The organism is Citrobacter sp. CK189, from assembly GCF_030333505.1.
Taxonomy (GTDB): domain Bacteria; phylum Pseudomonadota; class Gammaproteobacteria; order Enterobacterales; family Enterobacteriaceae; genus Citrobacter_B; species Citrobacter_B koseri.
On the sequence record NZ_JAOWFV010000032.1, the window covers coordinates 349,810 to 371,738 of the forward strand.

The following is a 21,929-nucleotide window of genomic DNA, read 5'->3' on the forward strand; positions in this document are numbered from 1 at the left end:
TACGGCTTATCAATCACTGGAAGACCATTTTGCTGATGATGACGTCATCAAAGGGGACGTCCATCTTCAGGCTGTCAAATCTGGCGGCATAGGCGGCTTTGAGTTTGTCGTGCAGGTTGCTGACGCTTAGCGCACGCACGGCGTCATAGTCCATTTCGGAAAACAGATTGACGGTCGCTCCACGAATCGCAGGGATCATGTCTTGCGCCGTCCGCGCGTTTTCCGCGCTCATGGTCGCCAGGTTCAGTTCCAGCATCAGATAACGCTCCGCATTACCTTTCCCTTTCAGGGTGATGAGGATGTTTTTAATTTCCACGAACTCCACCTGTTGCGGCGTGGAGGATTTAAATAAGCTCGTCAACGGATTGCTCTCCGATGCCGTGTCCGCGCGAAGTAGCCAGGTGCCGGCAACGGTTAAACATGCCGTCAGTAAAGCGGTAACCAAAGCGATCGCCAGCCCAAAGGAGATTGTTTTTGCGTTCATAAATGTCTTTTTGTTAAACGGTCAGTAATACCGAATCATCTTCACGGCGGGTGCTTTCTGATTCCGGCAGACCTGCCGCGATCTCATCTCCCGCCTGAATGATGGCGTGTTGTTGTGCGAACTGCTGTTCTTTGCCCTGCTGCTGCCCTGACTGAGAGGAGACCTGCACGTTTACCTGAACAAAGTTCTGTTCGGTCAGGCTCTGGCGCAGATCGTTGCTCGTTTGCTGAAGCGCACGATAGACCTCAGCATGGCTGGCGTTGATTTGTACCTGTACGCGCCCGTTATCAAGCTGCAACGAGATGTCGATCTTGCCCATTTCAGGCGGATCGAGACGGATAGTGGCGTGCTGGATCTGGTTCTTCACCTGAAGTTGCAGACGATCGCCCAACGCGCTTTGCAACTGCTGCGTCCAGCGGGAGGTTTCCGTATCAAGTTTTAATGTCGAGGTATGCGCAAACATTGCATCAGGCGTCACCGCCGCCGTTGGCGTCGTGGAGACAACGGAGACCGGCTGCGCATTCACTGTCGGCGTCGCCACAGCGACTGCGGTCATAAGCTGCGGCGTAATGTGCTGCAACCCTGCGGTTGGCGTCTGCGGCGACTCGGTCGCAGGCGTTACGTTAACCCCTGCCGCCAGCATCGGGCGCAGCGTTGGCGATAACGCCCCCTTATCCTGCAACTGTCCCGCCAGTAACGGCTGCGTCTGCAACGTCAGCGCATTCATCTCGTTTTGCGAACGACCCGCGTAGCTGACGGGTTTAACCGGCATCTGCCCGGTCATCAACAGCGCCTGCAACAGCTGCTGCTGCGCATCGTCTTTCAACGGAGAGGCATCCTTCTGATGCCGATCGCCCGTATCGTCCTCGTCCTGCACGCTCACCGGCTGCGCGCTGACGGTAATCCCCAGGGCATTTTTGCCCTGCCCGCCCATCAGCGTGCTGACAACATTCATCAACGCATCGTTGAATCCTGGCTGCGTCTGCCCGGCAGATGACTGAGCGCCGCTCTGCCCGGCGATCGTCTCCGCCTGCATCGGCAAACCGGAAGCGTGCCCCGCATTTTGAGAAAGATTGAGAATATCCATTACCCCATATCCTCTGCGTCCATAAACGCGGCATACGCCGTCGCACCTTCACGATTGCGCATGGCGAGCGCCATTTTGTTCGCAATAATGTCGCTCTGCCCCTGACAGTAATCGCGCACCTGACGGTGAATCTCCCGCAGCTCGTCCAGGGCTTTGCTGTCTGCCGCATCCAGGGGTTTACCCCGGACAGCGGTAAGCAATTCAGCAATCTTCAGGTCAACATTCCGTACGGCAGACCAGTTATGGTCGGCTGCGGCCTGGCGTAACGCCTGCATCAGCGTTCGCATCGTCAACGCATAGCTCATGTTCCCTGACCCATTTTTTCCCAGCCGTCCTGAATATTGCCGAGGATAACTTCCACCTCTTCAATATTTTCGACAGACAGCTTGTGGCTGGCGTCATAGAGGCGGTAAACGCAGTAGTCATAAAGATTCGCCAGACTTAATGCCAGCTCGCCGCCTTTTTCAAAATCCAGCGCGCTGGTCAGCGCGTTCAGGATGTCGATGCATTTATTAATGCTTTGCGCCTTACGTTCGTAGCGACGCGCCGCAATATGGCTTTTCGCGCGTACCAGTTCGTCCATCAGGCCATTGAACAACATCAGCACTAACTGATGCGGATTCGCTGCTGCGGCCTGAATCGCCAGGTCAGATTGGTGATAGAGGCCGAAGCCTTCCTGCTCGTTACCGTACATTGAAAGTTAAATTCCCTAAGAATTAGCTAAACATACTCATGGTGTTATTCATCTGCGTCATGATCGACTGTAACTGCGTGAACTGCTTCAGGTAGCGGTTATAGGAGGACTCATAACGCGTGTTCATTTTTTCGGTTTTGGTGTCGATGTCGCGCTGCTGTCTGTCGAGCGTTTCCTGGCGACCTTTTAATAAACCGGTGCTGGTGTTCAGGTATTTATCCAGCGATTTATCCATCGCTTTAATCAGCCCGTTATTCCCGTTGAAGAAATCAGCGACCGATTGCGGATTTGATTTCAGTTGCTCATTGAGCGTGTCGGCGTCGATCGACAGCTTGCCGTCTTTGTCGGCAGTAATGCCGAACTTCGTCATGTTTTGATCGCCGAAGGTGCCGCGCAGCATGTTGCTCAGATCGTTGGTTAACGAGGAGATACTGGCATCACCGGCAAACGCGCCGCGCGAATCAGAGCTGCTGCCGGTCGCCGTCAGCCCGGAGATGGTGTCCTGCAACGTGTTATAGGCATCGATAAAGGCCTGGATTTGCTCCTTTGTCCCCGTGGCATCCGTGTCGACTGAAATAACCAGCGGCTTGTTGGCTTCGGTGGTGCCGGTCAGTTTGATCGAAACGCCGTCTACCAGGTTATCCAGGGTATTGGAGCTGCTGGAGTAAACGGTGCTGGAATCGCCAACGGTGAATTTGGCATCTTTACCGGCGGTAATCACATTCTCGCCATTAAAGATATCCTGACCGTTGGTCATGCCGCTGGTATCCAGCTGAATATCGTATTTCTCGCCGCTCTGATCGCTGCTCATCATCAGCGTCACCTTGCCATCAATACGCATCAGCGAAGCGGTAACGCCGTTCTGACCGTCGTCAGAGGTCGCGGTGTCAGACGCGCTCGGGAAATCCGCATTATTGATGGCGTCGGCAAAATCAGCGAGGCTGTCTAAATCATCCATCTCAATTTCAAGGCTCTCGCCGTTGAGATTGATCTTCAGCGTACCGCTGGCGTTTTTAATCGCCTCATCATCAAGCCCGTCAAACCCTTTCTGCTGCGCAGAAGCCAGTTGGGTGACGTTCAGGCTGTATGTCCCTTTACGGGCAGACGCGCTGGCGGTGATGGTCGCGATCCCTTCCTGGTTCATGGTCGCGGTATTTTTCAGCACGCTGGTGCTGGAGGAATTCAGCCCGGTGATTGCCGAACGGAAATCCGACAGGGCGGTACGCAGCGAGGAAAGCGCTTTTTTCTGCGCTTCCAGCGTGGAAGTCTGTGATTTCAGCGAGGTTTGCAGCGCAAGAATGTCATAGCCTGCCAACTGTGTGGCCAGTGCCGTTGGATCAAAATCAGACATAGTGGGTTTCTCCGGGCACGCGCGCCGCTTTCAACATACAGTAGATAAAGCAACTATCGTGCCAATTTTTTAATAAGTATTTATCAATGAGTTACGTAAGAGGAGGAATGTCCCCTTCCGCAATTTCCGGCAGAAGGAAGCGCATTGCCGGATACAAAAACACCGCCATACAGCGGTGTTTTAGGGGCAGATATCCGCGAAGGATTAACCCAGCAGAGACATCACCATGCTGGACATGCTGTTGGACTGTTTCAGCATGGACATGCTGGTTTGCGCCAGCATCTGGTTACGGGTCATAGAGGAGGCTTCGCTGGCGAAGTCCGCATCCTGAATGTTGCTCAGAGCCAGATCGGTGTTGTCTTTCATGTTCGCCAGGTTAGCCGCGGTGTGGCCCAGGCGGTTAATGCTCGCACCCATTTTGGAACGCACGGCACCGACGTCATTCAGCGTAGTTTCCAGGTTGTTCATCAGATCTTTCGCGCCGGCAGCGTCAGTAATGTTGATGCCGCTGGCCGAGTAGTAGCTGCTGCCTGTATCGCTAATCGTGCCAAAACCGCCGCTGGCATCAATCAGCGAGTCGGTGCCAGAACCTTTCAGCTCTTTAGACAGATCAACCTGCATGGTTTCATCGGTGGAAGAGCCAATCTGGAAGTTCATCGCTTCGCCAAACTTACCGGAAGCGCCGAACAGTTTGTCACCTGCATAGGAGGTGTTGTTCATGATGTTCTGCAACTCAGAGTTCAGGTCGTTCAGCTCGGCGTTGATGGCATCGCGGTCTTTGGTGGTGTTGGTGTCGTTCGCTGCCTGGGTGGCAAGGTCTTTCATGCGGTACATGATGTTGCTCACTTCGTCGAACGCACCTTCGGAGGTCTGTAGCAGCGCAGTGGCATCAGAGATGTTGCGCTGTGCAACGGCCATGCCGTTGGTCTGGCCCTGCAAACGGGTGGCAATCTGTAGACCCGCCGCATCGTCCGCTGCGGAGTTAATACGCTTGCCAGTACCCAGACGTTCCATTGCGGTGGACAGCAGATTGTTGGATTTATTCAGGGCATTGGTGGATGCCATGGAAGAAGCGCTGGTGAAAATAGAAAGCGACATAGATATTCCTTATTCATTCAGGTCATTCATTCGTTGTACTGATTCAAAACGACACATCCATTTCGAAAATTAAATCCGACGACGTTCGAATGACCATTTTTCAGGCAACCCGGGGAAAAAAATGGCGAAGAAAGACGGCAAAAGGATCTGCACGGCAACAGCAGACACAAAAAAAGCCGCACCCCGTGCAGGATGCAGCGTCATAAGAACACATCGCCTGCCTTTCCAGGCAAGCGGCGGCTTACTGTTAACCCAGCAGAGACATCACCATGCTGGACATGCTGTTGGACTGTTTCAGCATGGACATGCTGGTCTGCGCCAGCATCTGGTTACGCGTCATGGAGGAGGCTTCGCTGGCGAAGTCCGCATCCTGAATATTGCTTAGCGCCAGATCGGTGTTGTCTTTCATGTTTGCCAGGTTGGCCGCGGTGTGGCCCAGACGGTTAATGCTCGCACCCATTTTGGAACGCACGGCACCGACGTCATTCAGCGCCGTTTCCAGAGAGTTCATCATCGCCGTAGCGTCGGAGGCGCTCCCGATATTGATACCGGAAGCGGTATTGTTCCAGTCACCGATACCCGAGAAACCAGAAGCGCTAAACAGGCCACTCGCTGTACCGCCCAGTTCATCACCCAGGCTCACGGTCATGGTTTCTCCAGAGGAAGAACCAATCTGGAAGTTCAGGGAATCGGCAAATTTACCGCCGGTACCGAATAATTTATCGCCCGCATAAGACGTGTTGCCCATGATGTTTTTCAGTTCGGCATTCAGGTCGTTCATTTCAGCGTTGATGGCATCACGGTCTTTGGTGGTGTTGGTGTCGTTCGCTGCCTGGGTGGCGAGATCTTTCATGCGGTACATGATGTTGCTCACTTCGTCGAACGCGCCTTCTGCGGTTTGCAGCAATGCGGTGGCATCAGAGATGTTACGCTGCGCAACGGCCATGCCGTTGGTCTGACCCTGAAGGCGAGTGGCAATCTGCAAGCCGGCCGCATCGTCCGCTGCGGAGTTGATGCGTTTGCCGGTGCCCAGACGCTCCATTGCGGTAGACAGCAGATTGTTGGATTTATTCAGGGCATTGGTGGATGCCATAGAAGAAGCACTGGTGAAAATCGAAAGCGACATAATATATTTCTCCTTGGATTACCTGTCTGTTTTATCAGGTTCTTGTCGTTGCTGACTGATAAAAACGACCCACCACAACGAAAAATTAAATTCATTTAATGAAAATTTATTTAAAGATTTGTCACCCTCTTTTTTCAAGACGAAAAATATCCAATTAATTATTCTTATTATACCATCCTCAATAAACCACCTTTAGCCCGGCAATAAAACCAACCCCATAATTATGCAATCAGGCGACACAAACGATAAAAAAATTAACTCCGCTCCTTTATTTTTTCTTGTTTATTGTTTTAATCTGCCCAAAATATACCCACACCCCATGAAAGGAGATTGATGAACACAAATTTTTCACATTCGCAGGGCCTGATTTTACATAAGGATCTTTTAACTATTTCGATTAACTTTTAATCAGAAGAATTAATAATAAGGCGAATCTTTCACTGCAAATGAGGTTGCACATCACATTTTTATCGCGTAAAAAGAGCGCCAGGAAAAGATGATTCCGCGATAATCAGAACAACAGCAGGCCGCTGGTGTCTTGTTTCTGAGTGCTGTTCAGGCTGAAAAACAAACTCAGTCATCGGCAAAAGCGCTTTTCGTTTCCTCACCTCCCGCAGGCAAGCGGCATTCATTAAGAATTTCAAATGGAATTAACAGATAGTCAACATCCGTGTTCAGGCTATATTTTCTTGCGATATTTAGCCGTTGCATTTACTGGGGTGGTATATCCATCGATGAATAAATGAATAAACGCTATTACTCCGTTAATAACTGGCTGGTTGATATCCCCTCGGGATCTATTCTCCATTTAACAACAGGGGAACGTAAACGTCTGGGAGAATATCAACTCAAGCTCCTTGAAACGCTCATGCAAGATGCGGGAAAGATCTTTACGCGTGAAGAACTCACCACGCTGGTCTGGGAACGCCGCGTCATCGGTAATAACAGTCTGCCCAATGCCATCCACGCGCTGCGTACGGCACTGGAAGACGACGGCAAAAAGCAAAAAATCATCAAAACCATCCCTAAAAAAGGGTATTTGCTTGAGCCTGATTATTGCTGCTTTATCGAAAAAGAAGAGAGCGAGATTCGCGACCCCGAAGAAAATCATCTTCCGCTGGAAGAAAACGCCCCCTCCGATTTAGCCGGGGAATATGAGGTTGTCGACGAGACGTCACTTCCTGTCGCGGAACAAGTGAACGATATCGTCCGCGTAACGCCGCCTGCAACGACCAGGCCAGTGAAAAAATCCATCCACTGGACCACCGTGTTTTTACTGCTCGCGCTGACGGCGATCGGCAGCATACTCTTTACCGGCTGGTACATGAAACTGAAAGGTCATGAACATCTGGTCGCCCAGGAGATACAGCCTAACGTTTACAGCAACATCAACCTGTATTCCATTGGGACGAGCAGCGAGCCGTCTTATGACGCCAATAACTTGTACACCAAGCTGAAAGACACTTTTTATACCATTAATCAGCAGATCAAAATGCAGTCAGTCAGGATGAGCGTCTACTTTAGCATCACCAATTCATCGCTGAACTACACGTTCGCCCTTACCAGCCAGTGCGACAAAAAGCAGTTAGCGATGACGATTTATCACTGGCGTATCGATCCGACACGGCTGAACAACCTGATTATGCGTGAAACCCGGAGAAAACTGAATGAAATGGCAACATGCAAAGAAAGTTAATCTTGTGATTTTGTTGAGTATTTCCGTGCTTCTCGCCATCGCATTCGGCACCAGCACCCTCACAGGCGGCGCAGAGCGACCCAATACGGATGTGGAAGGGACTTTCCAGCTTGGTTTCTATGACCTGATGTCGCAGACGAAAGAAATTTATAATTCGCGGATGAAAACAACGAAAGGCACCATTCTGGCGACCATTACCAGCCCTGATGACAATCGTTTCGTACTAAAGGAAAAATTTACGCCGACGTCAGGGAAAAACGGCAAACTCTATTTTTACCTGACGCCCATCTACTACACCACCACGCACAAGGGGCTGATGATAGATGGTCTGGTCGATATGTTGATGAACACCAATTTCTGGATGGAGCCGCTGGCATTTAACGGGCAACCGCTAGTGGTAGGGCAAAGCGGGTCGATTTTTCTCTACCCTATCCAGCAGTAAGTCAAAACCGGAGGCGGAGGCCCGCTTCCGGTTACGATAATCACCCCAGCAAATTTTTTACCGTCGCCAGCCTGACGTTGGCCTGCGCGCCCAGCGCCCTGGAGAGGGTGCTGTAGCTGCTGGCGCTGCTCGCCAGCGCTTCCCCCAGGCCGCGCGCGGTTTCCCGGGCCTGCGCCGGGCTGTATACCGTCGCCATATCATTGATGCGCGACGCCACACGCTCCTGCTGTTGGCGAAGCCTGCTGCGCTGGGTGGTAATGTGCTCCAGCGTATTTTGCAGCTTTACCTGGCTTTCCCTTTCCCGACGCGTCGCCAGCGAAACAACCTCATCACTGCTTGCCGTTTCCGCCTGTGGCGTGAGCAACGTAAACGCATCGGCGGGGAAATGTCTGCCCTCTCCGCGCACGGTGAGCTGTTGGCTGACCCGCTCCCAACGGCTTTCATCCACGCTGAACATCAGTTGCCCGTTTGCCGTCTGACGCGCATGAATCCCCAGACGGCCCAGTCCCACATTCAACTGGGTCAACGTCTGACGCGGCGTCGCCTCTTCCGGCAACGAAATGGCGGTCATCTCACGCTGCCGCCCGCCCAGTGAAAATACCAGCGTTTCTCCCCCCGGCTGGCTGAGAAGTTTCTCACTGCCGGGAAGCGTAAAGTTAACCGTGCTTTTTTGCTCCAGCGACGCGGTCAGATGGCGATCGACAGTGCCGCCGGAAAGCTGCGTCCGACGCATCAAATGCTTTTGCAGCGTATTCGCCGGCTGCGTCGCATCGCCGCGAAGCGACGACTGACGCACCTGCAACAATTGTGTTTCCGTCTGCGCCAGATAGCTGTCAGCCTGCTGCACTGCCGTGAGTTGTTGATTTAGCTGTACGTTGTAGCGCATCGGACGGCGGGACAACAGCGCCGATTCGGGGAACGCATTGCGGGTCGCGGTGATTTCTGGCGCGTTGACGCGGCCGACCGTTTGCGGCGCATCAATGCTTCCGCGCCCGGTTGCGGGCGCAGAAGTCGTAAGGGACGTTGTTTTTAAACCTACCTGCATAACAATTACAACAGACTAAACAAGTTAAGCTGACTCACCATACTGTAAGCCTTATTAGTGATCTGCACCGACTGCGTATACAGTTGCAGGTTGATACTGGTGGTCGCCCAGTCCGTTTCGGACAGGTCCCGTACAACCTGATCGTTCGCAAGGCTGACATCGCTGTGCGCATCGCTGAGCAGCGTCAGGCGGTTCTGACGGCCGCCAAGATCGGTGAAGAGGCTGGAGATGTTATCGCTGGTATTTTGCGCGACACCGATCATCTCCTCCAGTTCGTCTTTATAGTCAGCGTAATTCGCGTTCGGGTCCTGCATTTTGTCGCTGAGCGCTTTCAATTTATTCAGCATCTCAAGGTCGTTTCCTGAACCGGAGAATGCCTGAGCAACCTGGGTGTTTTCCGTAATAGAGACGCCGTTCGCGACAATCGTTTCGCGGCTGCTGTCATTGCCGCCATACACATACTGCCCTTTCGCCTCATCCCACGTTACCGTCTGGCTGTCGGTCTGCGTGCCGGAAAACAGATAGCTGCCGTTTTCATTTTTAGCGTTCAGGGTGGCGACCAGCGAATCCAGCATTGAAGAAAGCTCCATGCCGTAACCCGCCATATCTTTCTGGCTGAGCGTACTGTTATTCGCCAGCTTCAGCTTATCGCCGACCGCCAGCATCTGGTTACTGAGCGCGGTGATGTTCGACTCCTGAATCGACAGCGCGCCGCTCAGGCTGGAAATATTGCTCTGATACTGTTTAATCGCAGACTGCTCACGGTTCAGTTGCACCAGACGACTTGCGGAAACAGGATCGTCAGACGGCACATTAATGCGCTTTTGCGTCGACATCTGCTCCATCAACTTACTGATACGCGTGCCGTTAACGCCTAATTGCGCCAGCATGGCATTTGAGTTGTAAAGACTACTAATACGCATAATTTAAATTCTCTGATGGCGCTTAAAACATCCCCAGCAGGTCGCTGAAGATCTGATTTCCGGTGGAGATCACCTTCATGTTCGACTGGTAAGCCTGCATGTAGATCTGTAGATTAATCGCCTCTTCATCCTGGTTTACCGCGCTCAGGTTATCGCGCTGATTCTGCGCCTGGTCGCGCACCGTCGACGCCGCTTCCATTTCTGTTTTGCTCTGCTTACTGGCAATACCGATAGTGGAAATGATCGCCGCAGCCCCTTCGCTCAGGCTCATATTTCCCAGACCCGGAATATCCGTTTTCTGGTTTTTCAGTTCGATCAGCGCCTTCAGGTTATCGCCGTTGCCCGGTACGCCCGTGCCGTCGTCGGCCTGGATGCCGGATAGTGCCAGTTCTTCAGGCTTCAGATCCGTCACCTGCAACATGCCCGCAGGATTGCTCGGATCGAAAGTAAACAGCGGCTTGCCTGAATTGCCATTCAGGTCATAGCCCTTCGCCAGCTGATCGTTAAACAGTTTTGCCACCGATTCCGCCATCCCTTGCACCGAATCTTTCATCTGTTGGAGGGTGCCGGTTTCATAATCATACAGCGCGCCAAGTTGACCGCCCGCCGACGGGTTCAGCGTGAACTCGCTGGTGGAAAATTTCAGCGTCAGCGTGGAGTTACCGTTGGCGTCCTGCCCCGCGCTGAGCTGCCCGGCGACCTTACCGCTCACCAGCGGCTGACCGTTCGCCATTGAAACGGTGTACCCGCTGGAACCATCGTCCGTCACCTTCACGTCCGCCAGCGTACTTAACTGTTTTACCAGTTCATCACGCTGATCGCGCAGTACGCTACTGTTACCGCCGGTTGACTCCATGTCGGTAATTTTTTTGTTGTAGTCCGCAATACTGGTACTCAGGGTGTTGATCTGGTCAACCATCGCGTTGCGCTGGGTGTTGATCGACTCTTTCTGGCTGGAGATGAAGTTGTTAACGTTATTGAAACGGGTCGCCAGCGCGCCCGCCTGGTTAATAAGCTGCTGACGCAGCGCCGGGGATTCCGGCGTCTGGGTCAATGCGCTCAGGGCGCTGACAAAATCATCCAGCCCGTTACCAAGACTGGTAGAGTCGGTGCCGATCACCTGTTCCAGCGCGCCAATATATTGATTTCCGGTTTCGAAATAGCTGGCTTTCGAGTTGGTCTGCCACACCTGATTAACCAGATACTGACTGGAGATGCGGCGAATACTGTCGACCTGTACCCCGTTCCCGGCGGTAAAACCCGCTTCCCCCATTGGGCCGATGGAGCTTTGGATAATGCCCTGGCGGCTGTACCCCGGCGTCAGCAGGTTAGCGATGTTCATCGAGGTGACATTCATGCCCACCTGGGCTGCCTGCAAACCGCTGAAGGCAATATTAATCATACTCATGGCTTACTCCTGCCCGCGCATTACCGGAACCACAGGCGTTTTAAGTTCTTTCGGTTGCTCTTCTAAAGCGGTCATTTCATCCGTTTTCTTAAGCGGCGTATTCACCTGCGGCGAAAGCTGGTTGATGATCATCTGGGTAATCCCGGTGCTGCGCTGAGACGCCAGGTCAGACGCCAGTCGGTCATCGTAAAAATCACGCATCATCCGCTGCTGTTTGCTGTTGAAAGGGTTGTCTTCCCCCAGCACATCGGACGCCTTGCGCATTTGCGACAGCATGGAACGCAGCATCAGCGCCTCAAACTGTTCGGCGGCCTGTTCAAGATTCTGCGGCTTTACCTGCCCGGAGAGATCGCCGGGCAGAATCGCGGTTTGTCGGTTAATGGCATTCAGCATGGTATTTCCTTAAATCACGACCAGTTCAGCATCCAGCGCGCCAGCTTCATGCAGCGCCTGTAAGATAGCCATCGTGTCGTCCGGCGCCGCGCCAAGGCTGTTAATGGTATTCACGATGCTGCGCAGGCTGGTTCCTGCCGCAATAGTCACCATCTGACCCCGGCCACGGTTAACGTTGACGTCGCTTTCCGGCGTGACAACCGTTCTTCCCTGGCTGAATGCGCCAGGCTGGCTGACGTTCGACGACTCGCGGATGGTGACGGTCAGGTTGCCGTGTGATACCGCCGCAGCGCGCACCACTACGCCATCGCCAATGACCACCGTTCCCGTTCGGGCGTTGAACACCACGCGTGGCGGCTGTTTACCGGCGTTAATCTGCACATCTTCCAGAGAGGACATAAAGGCCACCCGATCGCCCGCGCCCATCGGCGCACGTACCGCCACGTTAGTCGCGCTTTGCGCGGTCGCCGTGCCGGAACCAAAGGCGTTGTTCAGCGCGACTGCGACGCTGTTGGCAGTCTTAAAGCTGGGACGTTTCAGGTTCAGCATCACCACCGGCTCCTGCTGGAAATCGCTCGGCACTTCGCGCTCCACCGAGCCGCCGTTTGGCACACGGCCAACGGTCGCGGTGTTGATGGTCACGCTGGAGCCGCTGTTGCCCTCGGCTTTCACGCCGCCTACCACCACATTCCCCTGTGCCAGCGCATACACTTCGCCATCAGCACCGCGCAGTTGAGTCAGCAGCAGCGTACCGCCACGCAGGCTTTTCGCATCGCCAATCGAGGAGACGGTTACATCAATACTTTGCCCACGCGCATAGCCCGGCGGCAGCGTGGCGCTAATCGCCACGGCCGCGACGTTCTTCACCTTCGGATCAATCTTCGCAGGCAACTGCACGCCAAACTGGCGCAGCATGTTGGTAACGGACTGGCTGGTGAACTTGACCTGGTTTTTATCCCCTGTACCGTCAAGCCCCACAACCAGGCTGTAGCCCACCAGTTGGTTGCCGCGTACGCCCTGAATATCGACCACATCGCCAAGACGCTGCGCCGCCGCGTTCATGCTGCAAATCAGCAGGAAAAAGAGTGCCAGTTTACGCATCATGGCCTCCATTAAATTGGGAACAGCGGGTGGTTGAAGAAGCGGGTCAGCCAGCCTGCCGCATTCGCGTCGCTGAGCGCGCCGCGTCCGGCATAGGAGATACGGGCATTGGCGATTCGCTGTGAAGAGACGGAGTTGTCGCGTTCGATATCTTCCGCGCGCACCAGGCCCGTCACCCGCATATACTCATCCCCCTGGTTGAGGGTGAGCCATTTCTCCCCGCGAATCGCCAGCACGCCGTTTGGCAACACTTTATAAACCGCAACGGTGATCGCGCCGCGCAGACTGTTTTGCTGCTGCGAGGTGGCATTACCGTTAAAGTTTCGGTTGCCGTCAATCGAGCCGGAAAGCTTATCGATTGAATGGCCGAATGCTTCCGGTATCCCCAGGGAAACATCGTTTTTCTTACCAAAGTTAGTGCGCGCCTGCTTGCTGGCCTGAGTAGACTCATCCAGCTTAACGGTCAGGATGTCGCCTACGCGATAAGCCCGGCGATCCTGGGTCAACGACCAGTTGTAGTTGCCGTTATATAACCCACCGCCGCGCACCTGCGTTTCAGGCACCACGATATCTTCCGGCGGCGCATACGCCGCATCGTCTTTTTTCACCAGCAACGCCGGGCTTTCGCAGCCCGACAAAAACAGCGCCAGTAGACTGATAACTAACTGCTTTTTCATTTCTCTTTCACTTTAAAGCCCTGTCGTTACATCGACTGGGTGACAAACTTCAACATGTCATCGGCGGCAGAGACCATCTTGGCGTTCATTTCGTAGGCACGCTGAACGGTGATCATGTCGACCATCTCTTCAACGACCTGTACGTTAGAACCTTCCAGAGAGCCCTGCTCCAGTTGTCCGAGCGCGTCCTCGCCGGGTACGCCTTCAACCGCTTCGCCGCTGGCCGCCGTTTCACGGTATAAGTTGCCGCCTATCGCCTCCAGACCGGCCGGATTGACGAAGTTCACCAGCGTCAACTGCCCCAGCTCCACCGGATCGGTTTCGCCTGCCACCGTCGCGGTGATAGTGCCGTCTTTACCAATCTGCAAATCTTTGACGTTCTCCGGCAATTCAATCTGCGGCACCAGCGGCAGCCCCTGCGCATTCGTCAGCACGCCATCTGGCGTTTTCTGGAAATTACCGGCGCGGGTATACGCGATATCGCCATCCGCAGTTTCCACCTGGAAGAACCCTTGCCCGGTGATTGCCACGTCGAAGGTTTGCCCGGTGTTCTGGATGCTGCCGACGGTAAACTCTTTCTGCGTCCCGACGATCTTCACCCCGGTGCCGTACTGAATGCCGGTCGGCGCGATATTGTTCTGATCGAGCTGCCCGCCTGGCGTGCGCTGATTCTGATAAAACAGATCGGCGAACATCGCGCGATCGCGTTTAAACCCGGTGGTGTTGACGTTCGCCAGGTTGTTGGAAATCGCGGTCATTTTGGCGTCCTGCGCCGCCAGGCCGGTTTTACTGATCCATAAAGCGGGATTCATCTTTATTCCTTCTTATTGTTATCAGGTGCCACGAATCAGACGGTTGCCTGAATTAGCGAGATCTTCAGCGGCTTTCATCATCTTGATTTGCGCTTCAAACTGACGATTCAGCGCAATGCTGGCGACCATCTCATTAATGGCCGAGACGTTAGCGGTTTCCAGATGCCCGGACGCCACCATCACCTCTTCATCGCGTGGGTTAATCGCCGTGTTGCTCACCAGAAAGCCATCCACATTTTTGCTCAGGTCGCTTACCGGAATGTTCACCAGCTTGATGCGGTCAACATCAACTGGCGCGGCAATATCGCCGTCGTCAGGCACGATAGTGATCACACCGTCCTCACCGATGCTGACGGACGAGAACGGCGGTAAAACGATCGGGCCGTTGTCACCTTCAACCGGCAGACCGTTGATCGACAGATCGCCCTCCGGGCTGACGTCGATCTGCCCGTTGCGGGTGTAAACCTCACGGTTGCCGCTGGCCAGCGCAATCAGCCCATCGCCTTTAATGGCGATATCCAGATTGCGCCCCGTTTCACGTACCGCGCCAGGCGTCATATCCACGCCGCCCTGAGTAGGCAGCGCCATATAACGCGAGGCATATCCCTCGCCGTTAACCTGCTGGGAAATCGCATTATCAAGATCGCTACGAAACCCCTGGGTATTCACATTCGCCAGGTTGTTTGCATGGATCTGCTGCTGCGACAAACTGCGCGATGCGCCGCTCATGGCGGTAAAAATCAAACGATCCATTACACCGCCTGGAAGAGAGCGTTCATCATGTTGTCGTTAGTGCTGATAACCTTCGTGTTCGCCTGGTAATTACGCTGCGCGGTCATCAGACCAACCAGCTCAGAGGTCAAATCCACGTTTGAGGATTCCAGCGCACCGGATTTCACAGAACCCAGCAAACCGGTGCCCGGCGTTCCAGTCAGCGGCGCGCCGGAACTGGCGGTTTGTACCCACGTCGTGCCGTCTTTTGACGCCAGACCATTCGGGTTCGCAAAGTTCGCCAGCACCAGTTGCCCCTGCAACATCCGTTCGCCGTTGGAGAAGGTCGCGTAAACGCTGCCGTCTTCATCAATCGCCTGACCGGTACGTTCGCCAGATGCGTAGCCGCTACTGTTGTTTTTGCTGACGGAGAAGTCAGAACCGTACTGGCTGGTGCCGTTGTAGCTCAGATCGATAGAGAGATCCGCCGCGCCGGAGATCGATGTGGTCAGGTTCGTCAGGCCAATCGGGCTTTTCAGGACGCCCTGCTCGGTAAATTCTATCGCCTGGCTGCTGTCCGGGATTTCCACGTCGTCCATGTAATAGTGAACCTGCCAGGTGTTCTCGCCGGTTTTCACAAAATACTGGTTCAGCGTGTGCTCGCGTCCCAGGGAATCAAAAACCTGCGTGGTGTAGGTATTGTTATAGGAAGTGCTGTCTTTTGGGTTGAAAGGCGCCGTCTCCGGCTCGGCGGCGCGCGCGTCCAGGTTGGCGGTGAAGTCGAGGCTGTCGGTCGCTTTCGCCGGAATAGAGCCGCTGCTGATCGTCAGATTGCCGATCGTCCCCACTTCTATCTCGCCGTTAGCATTAACCGGGTAGCCCTGAAGATACATCCCCAGGTTGTTGATCAGGTTGCCGCTGCTGTCGGTGCCGAAGTAGCCCGCACGCGTATATGCCGTGGTCCCCGTGCTGTCACGCACCATGAAAAATCCGCTATCGCTGATCGCCAGATCGAGCGCATTTCCGGTGGTAGAAATGTTTCCGCCTCGGGTAATACTCTGGGTCACACCAGAAACCCCTACGCCCAGCGGCTGGCTTTCCGCATACAGTGAGGAAAATTCCGCACGGCCGGATTTGAATCCTACGGTGCCGGAGTTCGCAATGTTGTTGGAAATGGCGTTCAACTGCTCGGTAATCGCATTCAGACCGGAGGTCGCAATATTAAAACTCATAATAAATTCCTGTTAACTCAACGCTTAACCCGACTTACGCACGTTTCTGCGAGTCGCTGCCAAACTGGGTAATATTGTTGTAAGCAATTTCACCGATTCCGGTGAGATTCAGTTGGATGGCGCTGCCATCAAGCGGGATGCGCACATTGTTGACGATGCCGCCCACTTCAACAGGAATGCCTTCTTCGCCCGTATCGGTCACAACGCTAAGGGTGTATTTCCCTTCGCTCAGGCCCAGCTCCTGCGGGTCAATGGTGAAGTCCACCTGCCCGGCGTCCTGTTTCCCCAGCTCAATTTTGTGCTCGGTGCCGGCCGCGTCTTTGACGATGACCGTCGTCACACCGGAAGCGTGATCCAGCGTCAGACGTCCGTTAATCGTCGTTTCGCCGTCAGAGTTGATAGCGTCGGTCTGCACCATCACATGCTGCCCGACCAGGTTGCCGGTGGTGAGCGTTTGCAGGTTGTCCATCAATACGGAACTGTTCGCCATCAGTTGCGACATGGTTTCCATCGACTGAACCTGCGTCAGTTGCGCCAGCTGGCTGACATACTCGGTGCCATCGGTAGGGTTCAGCGGGTCCTGATTCTGGATCTGCGCGACCAGAAGCTGCATGAACAGCGTGTTCATGCCGGCTGCGCTGCTGTTATTGTTGTTACTGGCAATGCTGCTATCCGACATTCCTGTCTGGCTTCTGGTGGACGTGCCGTCTACATTCATCCTTATACCTCTCCGAGTCTCAGCAGACTTTGCTGCATGCTTTTAACACTGTTCAGAACATCAACATTGGTTTCGAAACCGCGCGACGCCGACATCATGTCCGCCATCTCCTCTACCACGTTGACATCCGGGTAGTAGACATAGCCATCCGTATTCGCCATCGGGTTATGCGGCTCATAACGCTGTACGGCATTGCCGGTTTCGACAACATCCATCACCTGGACGCGCGCGCCGGTTAACGCCCTGCTATTCATTAACTCATCATTCTTATAAACCGCAGCAAACACCGGACGACGGGCTTTATAGACGCCGTCTTCGGTGGCGGAGGCGGTTTCCGCATTAGCGAGGTTACTGGCGATGGTATTCAGACGAACGGTTTGCGCCGTCATCGCCGACCCCGAAACGCGATAAATATCGGTAAAAGCCATATTCCGTTATCACCTGCGTAGGATTACTTACCTTCAATGGCCTTTTTCAGGCCCGTGAATTTCATGTTTAAAAATGCCAGGCTCATCTGATAATCCTGGGTATTCTTCGCAAACTCAGCCTGCTCGACGTTCAGCGCAACGGTGTTGCCATCGGAAGAGGGCTGATAAGGCACGCGGTACATCTCTTGCGGCGCTGACGGATTCGAAAAACGCCACGATGAACGTTGCATCTCAGCGGCAAAATCAATATCTTTAGCCTGGAAATTGGGGGTATCGACGTTTGCCAGATTGGCTGACAGCAACTCTGCTCGGGAAAGTCGAAGCGCTACAGCCTGTGGATGAACGCCCAATGCTTTGTCAAAAGTAATACTCACAACTCACACCCTCGTGATGCTAAACCTGCAATGATCTGCTTCCCTGTATAGCAACATTCATGCCAAGGTTTTAACATCATGATTTTTAATGGATTTATTGGTTTTATCCCTACACGGGTGAAGCGTTGCTTCCGCCCTGGAACGTTATCCTTCCTGCTGATGCTTTTTACGGCGCTGCCATCCTTCGCCGCCCCGGAAAAAGTGCAGAGCGCGCGTAAGCAGGTCACTGCCGCCGTTCAACATCACGCAGCGCAAGCCCTTCGCCAGGAGGCCGGGCGCCGCAAGTGGCCCGAGTACCAGGCGAAGATGAACCTGTTTATCCCTTCCGACGTCTCCCGGTACGCTCCCTGCCCTGACGCGCTAACCGTGTCGCTGCCCGGCGGCGAACGCATCGATCTCAACCGCCTGCGTTTTGATGTGCGCTGTGAAGGGCCGCAAGGCTGGGATGTCGCCGTCACCGTCAAACCGGATGTCTATCTTCCGGTGGTGATCGCCAAAAATTCACTGGAGCGCGGCCAGGTGTTATCCGCCAGCGACGTATCCATCAAAAAGCTCAACATCAGCAGCACGCGCGGCAACTACCTCACCGACCCGGATGAGGCCATTGGGCTGACCGTGAAGCGCCGCATTCGTGAACTACAGCCGATCACCCTGACGCAACTGGAATCTCCGGTGCTGGTTGAACGCGGTCAGCGCGTTCTGATGATCGCCGAACAGGGAGGCGTAGAGGCCCGTACGATGGGGGAAGCCATGAAAAAGGGACGTAAAGGCGAAATGATTAAGGTGAAAAATGAGAGCAGCGAGCGGGTGGTCAGCGCAATTGTCGCAGACGCTGGCGTCGTCAAAATGGTCTACGCCAGCGGAAACTAAAAATATTCATTCGCGGTTTAAGTTTTACCGGCAACAGGCCGCTCTTTAACGGTGAGGGCATCGGAAGTCCTCCTTCCGCAGGGCAGGATTCATCCGCAACCATAACGAAAAGATGAAAAAGAGGCGAAGCGATGAAAGTAGTAGCGAATCAATACAATCTGGCAACCGCAATCAACAAGAGCAGCGCCGCAGAACAGACCCGCACTGTCGCTCAGGAAGGCACGAAAATTGAGCGCAGCGCCGCGATCGATCCGGTACTGGGCGATGCGCAAACACAACTCTCTGCGCTGCCGGAAGTGGATATGGCGCGCGTAGCTGAAATGAAAGACGCTATCAGCAGCGGTAAAATCGCGGTTAACCTCGATTCGCTGACGGATGCGATGCAGAAGTATTTCCAGAGGTAATTATGACTAACGCCGCTCAGAGCGTTAAAACACTGATACAGGACATGGCCGAAGACCGTAAGCATTACCATGTCCTGAATGATTTACTCATACAGCAGCGCGACCACATTATTGCGCGCCGCGCCGCAGAGCTTGACGTGCTGAACGCGCAAATCATGGCGTGCTACCAGCACTTGTCGCAGCACAGTCAGCAACGTTATCGCCTGCTTGAACGGTTAGGCATTAACGCCAACGCGCAGGGCATGCAAACGCTCATTGCCCGCCTGCCTGCCGCCCACCAGCCTTCCGTTTCCGCTCTCTGGCAAAGTCTCCAGCAACAGGTCGCGCAATGTCAGGCCACCAATGAATACAACGCCATGCTGATGAATATGCAGCAGGAGATTCTGACCAATCTGTTGAATATCAGCGAACCCGAAAACTGGCTGTATCAGCAGGGGTAATGCACTGTAATTTATTGATTTGTAGCTTTGTTCCGTTTGCGTTCTATCCGTAATTTTCATCGAGGCCAATATTATGGGGCAATTACGACGCTTCAACCTTCCCCACCTGATTCGTCACTATCGTGTTACTCATGTAATTGAAACAGGTTTTGGTAAAGGTGCATCAAGTGTATATGCCTTACGCTCAGGTGCTGAAGAAGTTTATTCCTGTGAAATCTATAAACCGTTATTTGATGCCGCGCCAAAAATAGACAATCTGCATCTGTACAATGAAGACAGCCTGACATTTTTGTCCCATGAGGAAATTAAACGCACTCTTTTCATCAAGCGCGCCGTTGTTTTTCTGGATGCACACTTCCCCGGCGCGGATTTTAAATTCGAGGACTACCAGAGCAATAAATACAATGAGGAAACGCGCCTTCCTCTGCTCAATGAGTTACGCCAGCTAAAAGAATTTGCGGATAATGCGCTGATTATTATTGACGATAGCCGTATCTATCTTCGCGTTATGCATGAGGCCACCGGCTGCAAAGCGCTCCCTCCTCCCACAGAAGACGCTGAGAACGCGTTTCTGGAAGCGCTTGAGGCCTATAGCGGGACGCATATCATCAAACATTACCCCGATGACCAGGGCTACGTTGTACTTTGGCCTAAAAGCTGGCGAGAATTCGCCGTTAACACCCATATTCTGGCAGGGGACCGGACTGCGGCCCCCGTATTTCGAACGGGGATACCAGGATCAACCTGTATGTCAATTAACAGGCGATTGCTTGATGCGCGTTTCAGTACTCGCTGGCTGTCAGGAAAAGGTCTGGATATTGGCGGCGGCGATGACAGTATTGCGTTGTATCAAAGCCTGTTTCCTTTAATCCAATCAATAACCGTATTCGATCTTCAACAAGGTGACGCGCAGTATTTAGCCAGAGTACCGGATAACGAATTTGATTTCGTTTATTCAGGGCATTGCCTGGAGCATGTCATGGACCCTTACGTCGCGCTGCCTCATTGGTTAAGGGTCGTAAAACCCGGCGGTCATCTGGTTTTAACCATTCCAGATGAAGATTTATACGAGCAAGGCGTTTGGCCATCAACCTTCAACGACGATCATAAACATACTTTTACGCCCTTTAAGCATCGGAGCTGGTCGCCTGTTTCCGTCAACGTATTATCGTTATTACAAACCCTGCCAGGGAACTTCAGCATTGAGAAAATAGAGAGGCTGAATCATAGCCATTTAAAAGGTATGCCTCGATTCGATCAAACGCGGACGGCGTTTGCTGAATCCGCAATTGAGATAATCATCCAAAAGCTGAAATCATAGCAACAGGGAGAGTAGCCAATGAATCACCCTGTCGTATCGATTATTTTGCCGGTCTACAATGTCAGCGCATACCTTGAGCGCTGCCTTGATTCACTCGTTGCGCAGACCTGGCGGCATCTGGAAATTATCGCGGTTAATGACGGTTCGACAGATAACTCCCGGGATATTCTGGCGCGTTATCAGAGCCGTCTGCCGGGTATGCGTATCGTTGACCAGGAAAACAGAGGACTTGCCGAGGCCCGCAACGCCGCGTTAGCAAGCGCATCAGGTGAATATATTTATTGCCTGGACTCTGACGATCATATCGCTTCGGATGGTATCGAAACCATTGTGCGCGAAATGGAAAAGCACCACCTGGATGTCCTGTTTTTCTCCACCCATCTGGAATTTCACCTGCACCATATCAGCAACAATATGGTTTCCGGGTATTATCAACGGCCGCGTAATCTGATTAATAAAACATTTCATGCCGAAACGTTCTTTAATCACTGCATTACCGAACGCGCCCGAACAGGACACGGTTACTCCGTTGTGGTCTGGGGATATGCCTGGCGGCGAAAAACATATGCTCATATGCGGTTTAAGACACCGTTTTTTGAGGATGAATACTTCACCACTGAATTGCTGCTCAGCGTGCCCGACGCAAAAGTAAGGTGCCTTGCCGACAGACTGTATTTCCATACCATTCGTAACGGCTCAATCACCACTTCCAGCAGCAAAGCAAAACGCGCGCTGGCTATCCTTGATACCTTCCGACTGCTGCTTCCCCGGGCCGGAAATATCAGCAATCCCCAAACCGTACAATGTTTAAACCGATATACGGGTATGCTATATCAGGATGCGATAATCCGTAATTTGCCCGAAACGCTGCCTTTATTTTCCGCACAGAAGATGATTCACTATCTGGCATCCATTTTTCATGAACTGTATGTAGACACGCCAACAGAGAATGGGCTTGTGTTGCTGCATGCCTTGATTAACCAAATTGCTCGCGACAGCAATATTATTGATGAGAGCGAATTCATCGCGCTATCAGGCAGAATTGAACTGGCGATAAAGAACAAAAGAAGAATATTAGCCGAAGGTTTTTAGTC

Annotated in this window: 27 protein-coding genes; 7 read left to right on the plus strand and 20 right to left on the minus strand. The window is 53.2% G+C overall.

Features of this window, described 5'->3' with window-relative positions; translation table 11 throughout:
- Positions 1–13: 13 nt before the first annotated feature.
- The 8 genes from OGV83_RS03085 to OGV83_RS03120 form a co-directional block, all read right to left on the minus strand.
- Entirely contained in the window at positions 14–484 is a 471-nt protein-coding gene (locus tag OGV83_RS03085) for a flagellar basal body-associated FliL family protein (RefSeq protein WP_012133676.1), read from the minus strand.
- Positions 485–497: 13 nt separating this feature from the next.
- Positions 498–1,571 carry a flagellar hook-length control protein FliK gene (locus OGV83_RS03090; RefSeq protein ID WP_286463124.1) on the minus strand — a complete coding sequence of 358 codons (1,074 nt, stop codon included), beginning with the start codon at positions 1,569–1,571 and terminating at the stop codon, positions 498–500.
- Positions 1,571–1,876, minus strand: a complete 306-nt coding sequence (locus OGV83_RS03095; RefSeq protein WP_012133679.1) for a hypothetical protein — start codon at positions 1,874–1,876, stop codon at positions 1,571–1,573. Before OGV83_RS03095 ends, OGV83_RS03090 begins: the two co-directional genes overlap by 1 nt.
- Positions 1,873–2,265 (minus strand): flagellar export chaperone FliS, encoded by a 393-nt coding sequence (gene fliS / locus OGV83_RS03100; protein WP_012133681.1) that lies wholly within the window; start codon positions 2,263–2,265, stop codon positions 1,873–1,875. Before fliS ends, OGV83_RS03095 begins: the two co-directional genes overlap by 4 nt.
- A gap of 22 nt (positions 2,266–2,287) precedes the next feature.
- Positions 2,288–3,616, minus strand: a complete 1,329-nt coding sequence (fliD, locus tag OGV83_RS03105) for a flagellar filament capping protein FliD (protein ID WP_286463125.1) — start codon at positions 3,614–3,616, stop codon at positions 2,288–2,290.
- Between the two features lie 204 nt (positions 3,617–3,820).
- On the minus strand, positions 3,821–4,714 hold the full coding sequence (locus tag OGV83_RS03110; protein WP_058668671.1) for a flagellin N-terminal helical domain-containing protein: 894 nt from the start codon (positions 4,712–4,714) through the stop codon (positions 3,821–3,823).
- A 69-nt stretch (positions 4,715–4,783) separates the two neighbouring features.
- Positions 4,784–4,918: a hypothetical protein gene (locus OGV83_RS03115; protein WP_269779992.1), complete on the minus strand. Its 135-nt coding sequence runs from the start codon at positions 4,916–4,918 to the stop codon at positions 4,784–4,786.
- A gap of 43 nt (positions 4,919–4,961) precedes the next feature.
- The gene (locus tag OGV83_RS03120; protein ID WP_024130628.1) at positions 4,962–5,840 is read right to left on the minus strand and encodes a flagellin N-terminal helical domain-containing protein; all 879 of its coding nucleotides are present in this window, start codon (positions 5,838–5,840) and stop codon (positions 4,962–4,964) included.
- A 742-nt stretch (positions 5,841–6,582) separates the two neighbouring features.
- Here OGV83_RS03120 and OGV83_RS03125 point away from each other — a divergent pair.
- Both OGV83_RS03125 and OGV83_RS03130 read left to right on the plus strand, forming a co-directional pair.
- Positions 6,583–7,536, plus strand: coding sequence for a winged helix-turn-helix domain-containing protein (locus OGV83_RS03125; RefSeq protein ID WP_286463126.1), 954 nt, complete (start codon positions 6,583–6,585; stop codon positions 7,534–7,536).
- A complete protein-coding gene (locus OGV83_RS03130) occupies positions 7,508–7,978 on the plus strand; it encodes a hypothetical protein (RefSeq protein WP_012133689.1) in 471 nt (156 codons plus the stop codon). Before OGV83_RS03125 ends, OGV83_RS03130 begins: the two co-directional genes overlap by 29 nt.
- Before the next feature lie 40 nt (positions 7,979–8,018).
- Here OGV83_RS03130 and OGV83_RS03135 read toward each other — a convergent pair whose 3' ends face one another.
- The 12 genes from OGV83_RS03135 to flgB are packed head-to-tail and all read right to left on the minus strand — an operon-like array spanning position 8,019 to position 17,800.
- Positions 8,019–9,023 (minus strand): hypothetical protein, encoded by a 1,005-nt coding sequence (locus OGV83_RS03135; RefSeq protein WP_049011795.1) that lies wholly within the window; start codon positions 9,021–9,023, stop codon positions 8,019–8,021.
- 5 nt (positions 9,024–9,028) lie between these two features.
- Entirely contained in the window at positions 9,029–9,946 is a 918-nt protein-coding gene (gene flgL, locus OGV83_RS03140) for a flagellar hook-associated protein FlgL (RefSeq protein WP_071818870.1), read from the minus strand.
- 22 nt (positions 9,947–9,968) lie between these two features.
- Entirely contained in the window at positions 9,969–11,354 is a 1,386-nt protein-coding gene (flgK, locus tag OGV83_RS03145; RefSeq protein ID WP_012133692.1) for a flagellar hook-associated protein FlgK, read from the minus strand.
- A 3-nt stretch (positions 11,355–11,357) separates the two neighbouring features.
- Complete coding sequence (locus OGV83_RS03150) at positions 11,358–11,747, minus strand: rod-binding protein (RefSeq protein WP_012133693.1); 390 nt, start codon at positions 11,745–11,747, stop codon at positions 11,358–11,360.
- Positions 11,748–11,756: 9 nt separating this feature from the next.
- On the minus strand, positions 11,757–12,860 hold the full coding sequence (locus OGV83_RS03155) for a flagellar basal body P-ring protein FlgI (RefSeq protein WP_012133694.1): 1,104 nt from the start codon (positions 12,858–12,860) through the stop codon (positions 11,757–11,759).
- Positions 12,860–13,525 carry a flagellar basal body L-ring protein FlgH gene (flgH, locus tag OGV83_RS03160; RefSeq protein ID WP_012133695.1) on the minus strand — a complete coding sequence of 222 codons (666 nt, stop codon included), beginning with the start codon at positions 13,523–13,525 and terminating at the stop codon, positions 12,860–12,862. The genes OGV83_RS03155 and flgH overlap by 1 nt, the downstream gene beginning before the upstream one ends.
- A 26-nt stretch (positions 13,526–13,551) precedes the next feature.
- Complete coding sequence (gene flgG, locus OGV83_RS03165) at positions 13,552–14,337, minus strand: flagellar basal-body rod protein FlgG (protein WP_012133696.1); 786 nt, start codon at positions 14,335–14,337, stop codon at positions 13,552–13,554.
- A gap of 21 nt (positions 14,338–14,358) precedes the next feature.
- On the minus strand, positions 14,359–15,090 hold the full coding sequence (locus OGV83_RS03170; protein ID WP_012133697.1) for a flagellar basal body rod protein FlgF: 732 nt from the start codon (positions 15,088–15,090) through the stop codon (positions 14,359–14,361).
- Positions 15,090–16,280, minus strand: a complete 1,191-nt coding sequence (gene flgE, locus OGV83_RS03175) for a flagellar hook protein FlgE (RefSeq protein ID WP_047458627.1) — start codon at positions 16,278–16,280, stop codon at positions 15,090–15,092. The genes OGV83_RS03170 and flgE overlap by 1 nt, the downstream gene beginning before the upstream one ends.
- 34 nt (positions 16,281–16,314) lie before the next feature.
- Positions 16,315–16,998, minus strand: coding sequence for a flagellar hook assembly protein FlgD (gene flgD, locus OGV83_RS03180; RefSeq protein ID WP_286463127.1), 684 nt, complete (start codon positions 16,996–16,998; stop codon positions 16,315–16,317).
- A 2-nt stretch (positions 16,999–17,000) separates the two neighbouring features.
- Positions 17,001–17,426, minus strand: coding sequence for a flagellar basal body rod protein FlgC (gene flgC / locus OGV83_RS03185; RefSeq protein WP_012133700.1), 426 nt, complete (start codon positions 17,424–17,426; stop codon positions 17,001–17,003).
- Between the two features lie 23 nt (positions 17,427–17,449).
- Positions 17,450–17,800, minus strand: a complete 351-nt coding sequence (flgB, locus tag OGV83_RS03190) for a flagellar basal body rod protein FlgB (RefSeq protein ID WP_286463128.1) — start codon at positions 17,798–17,800, stop codon at positions 17,450–17,452.
- A 78-nt stretch (positions 17,801–17,878) separates the two neighbouring features.
- On the opposite strand from flgB, the gene flgA reads away from it, so the two are divergent.
- The 5 genes from flgA to OGV83_RS03215 all read left to right on the plus strand — a co-directional run bounded on the left by flgA (position 17,879) and on the right by OGV83_RS03215 (position 21,927).
- Positions 17,879–18,670, plus strand: a complete 792-nt coding sequence (gene flgA / locus OGV83_RS03195) for a flagellar basal body P-ring formation chaperone FlgA (protein ID WP_047458630.1) — start codon at positions 17,879–17,881, stop codon at positions 18,668–18,670.
- A 131-nt stretch (positions 18,671–18,801) separates the two neighbouring features.
- The gene (gene flgM / locus OGV83_RS03200; protein WP_012133704.1) at positions 18,802–19,074 is read left to right on the plus strand and encodes a flagellar biosynthesis anti-sigma factor FlgM; all 273 of its coding nucleotides are present in this window, start codon (positions 18,802–18,804) and stop codon (positions 19,072–19,074) included.
- A 2-nt stretch (positions 19,075–19,076) separates the two neighbouring features.
- Complete coding sequence (locus tag OGV83_RS03205; protein WP_012133706.1) at positions 19,077–19,514, plus strand: flagella synthesis protein FlgN; 438 nt, start codon at positions 19,077–19,079, stop codon at positions 19,512–19,514.
- A 73-nt stretch (positions 19,515–19,587) separates the two neighbouring features.
- Positions 19,588–20,835 carry a class I SAM-dependent methyltransferase gene (locus OGV83_RS03210; protein ID WP_286463129.1) on the plus strand — a complete coding sequence of 416 codons (1,248 nt, stop codon included), beginning with the start codon at positions 19,588–19,590 and terminating at the stop codon, positions 20,833–20,835.
- An 18-nt stretch (positions 20,836–20,853) separates the two neighbouring features.
- Positions 20,854–21,927 carry a glycosyltransferase family 2 protein gene (locus tag OGV83_RS03215; protein WP_049009293.1) on the plus strand — a complete coding sequence of 358 codons (1,074 nt, stop codon included), beginning with the start codon at positions 20,854–20,856 and terminating at the stop codon, positions 21,925–21,927.
- Positions 21,928–21,929 lie beyond the last annotated feature (2 nt).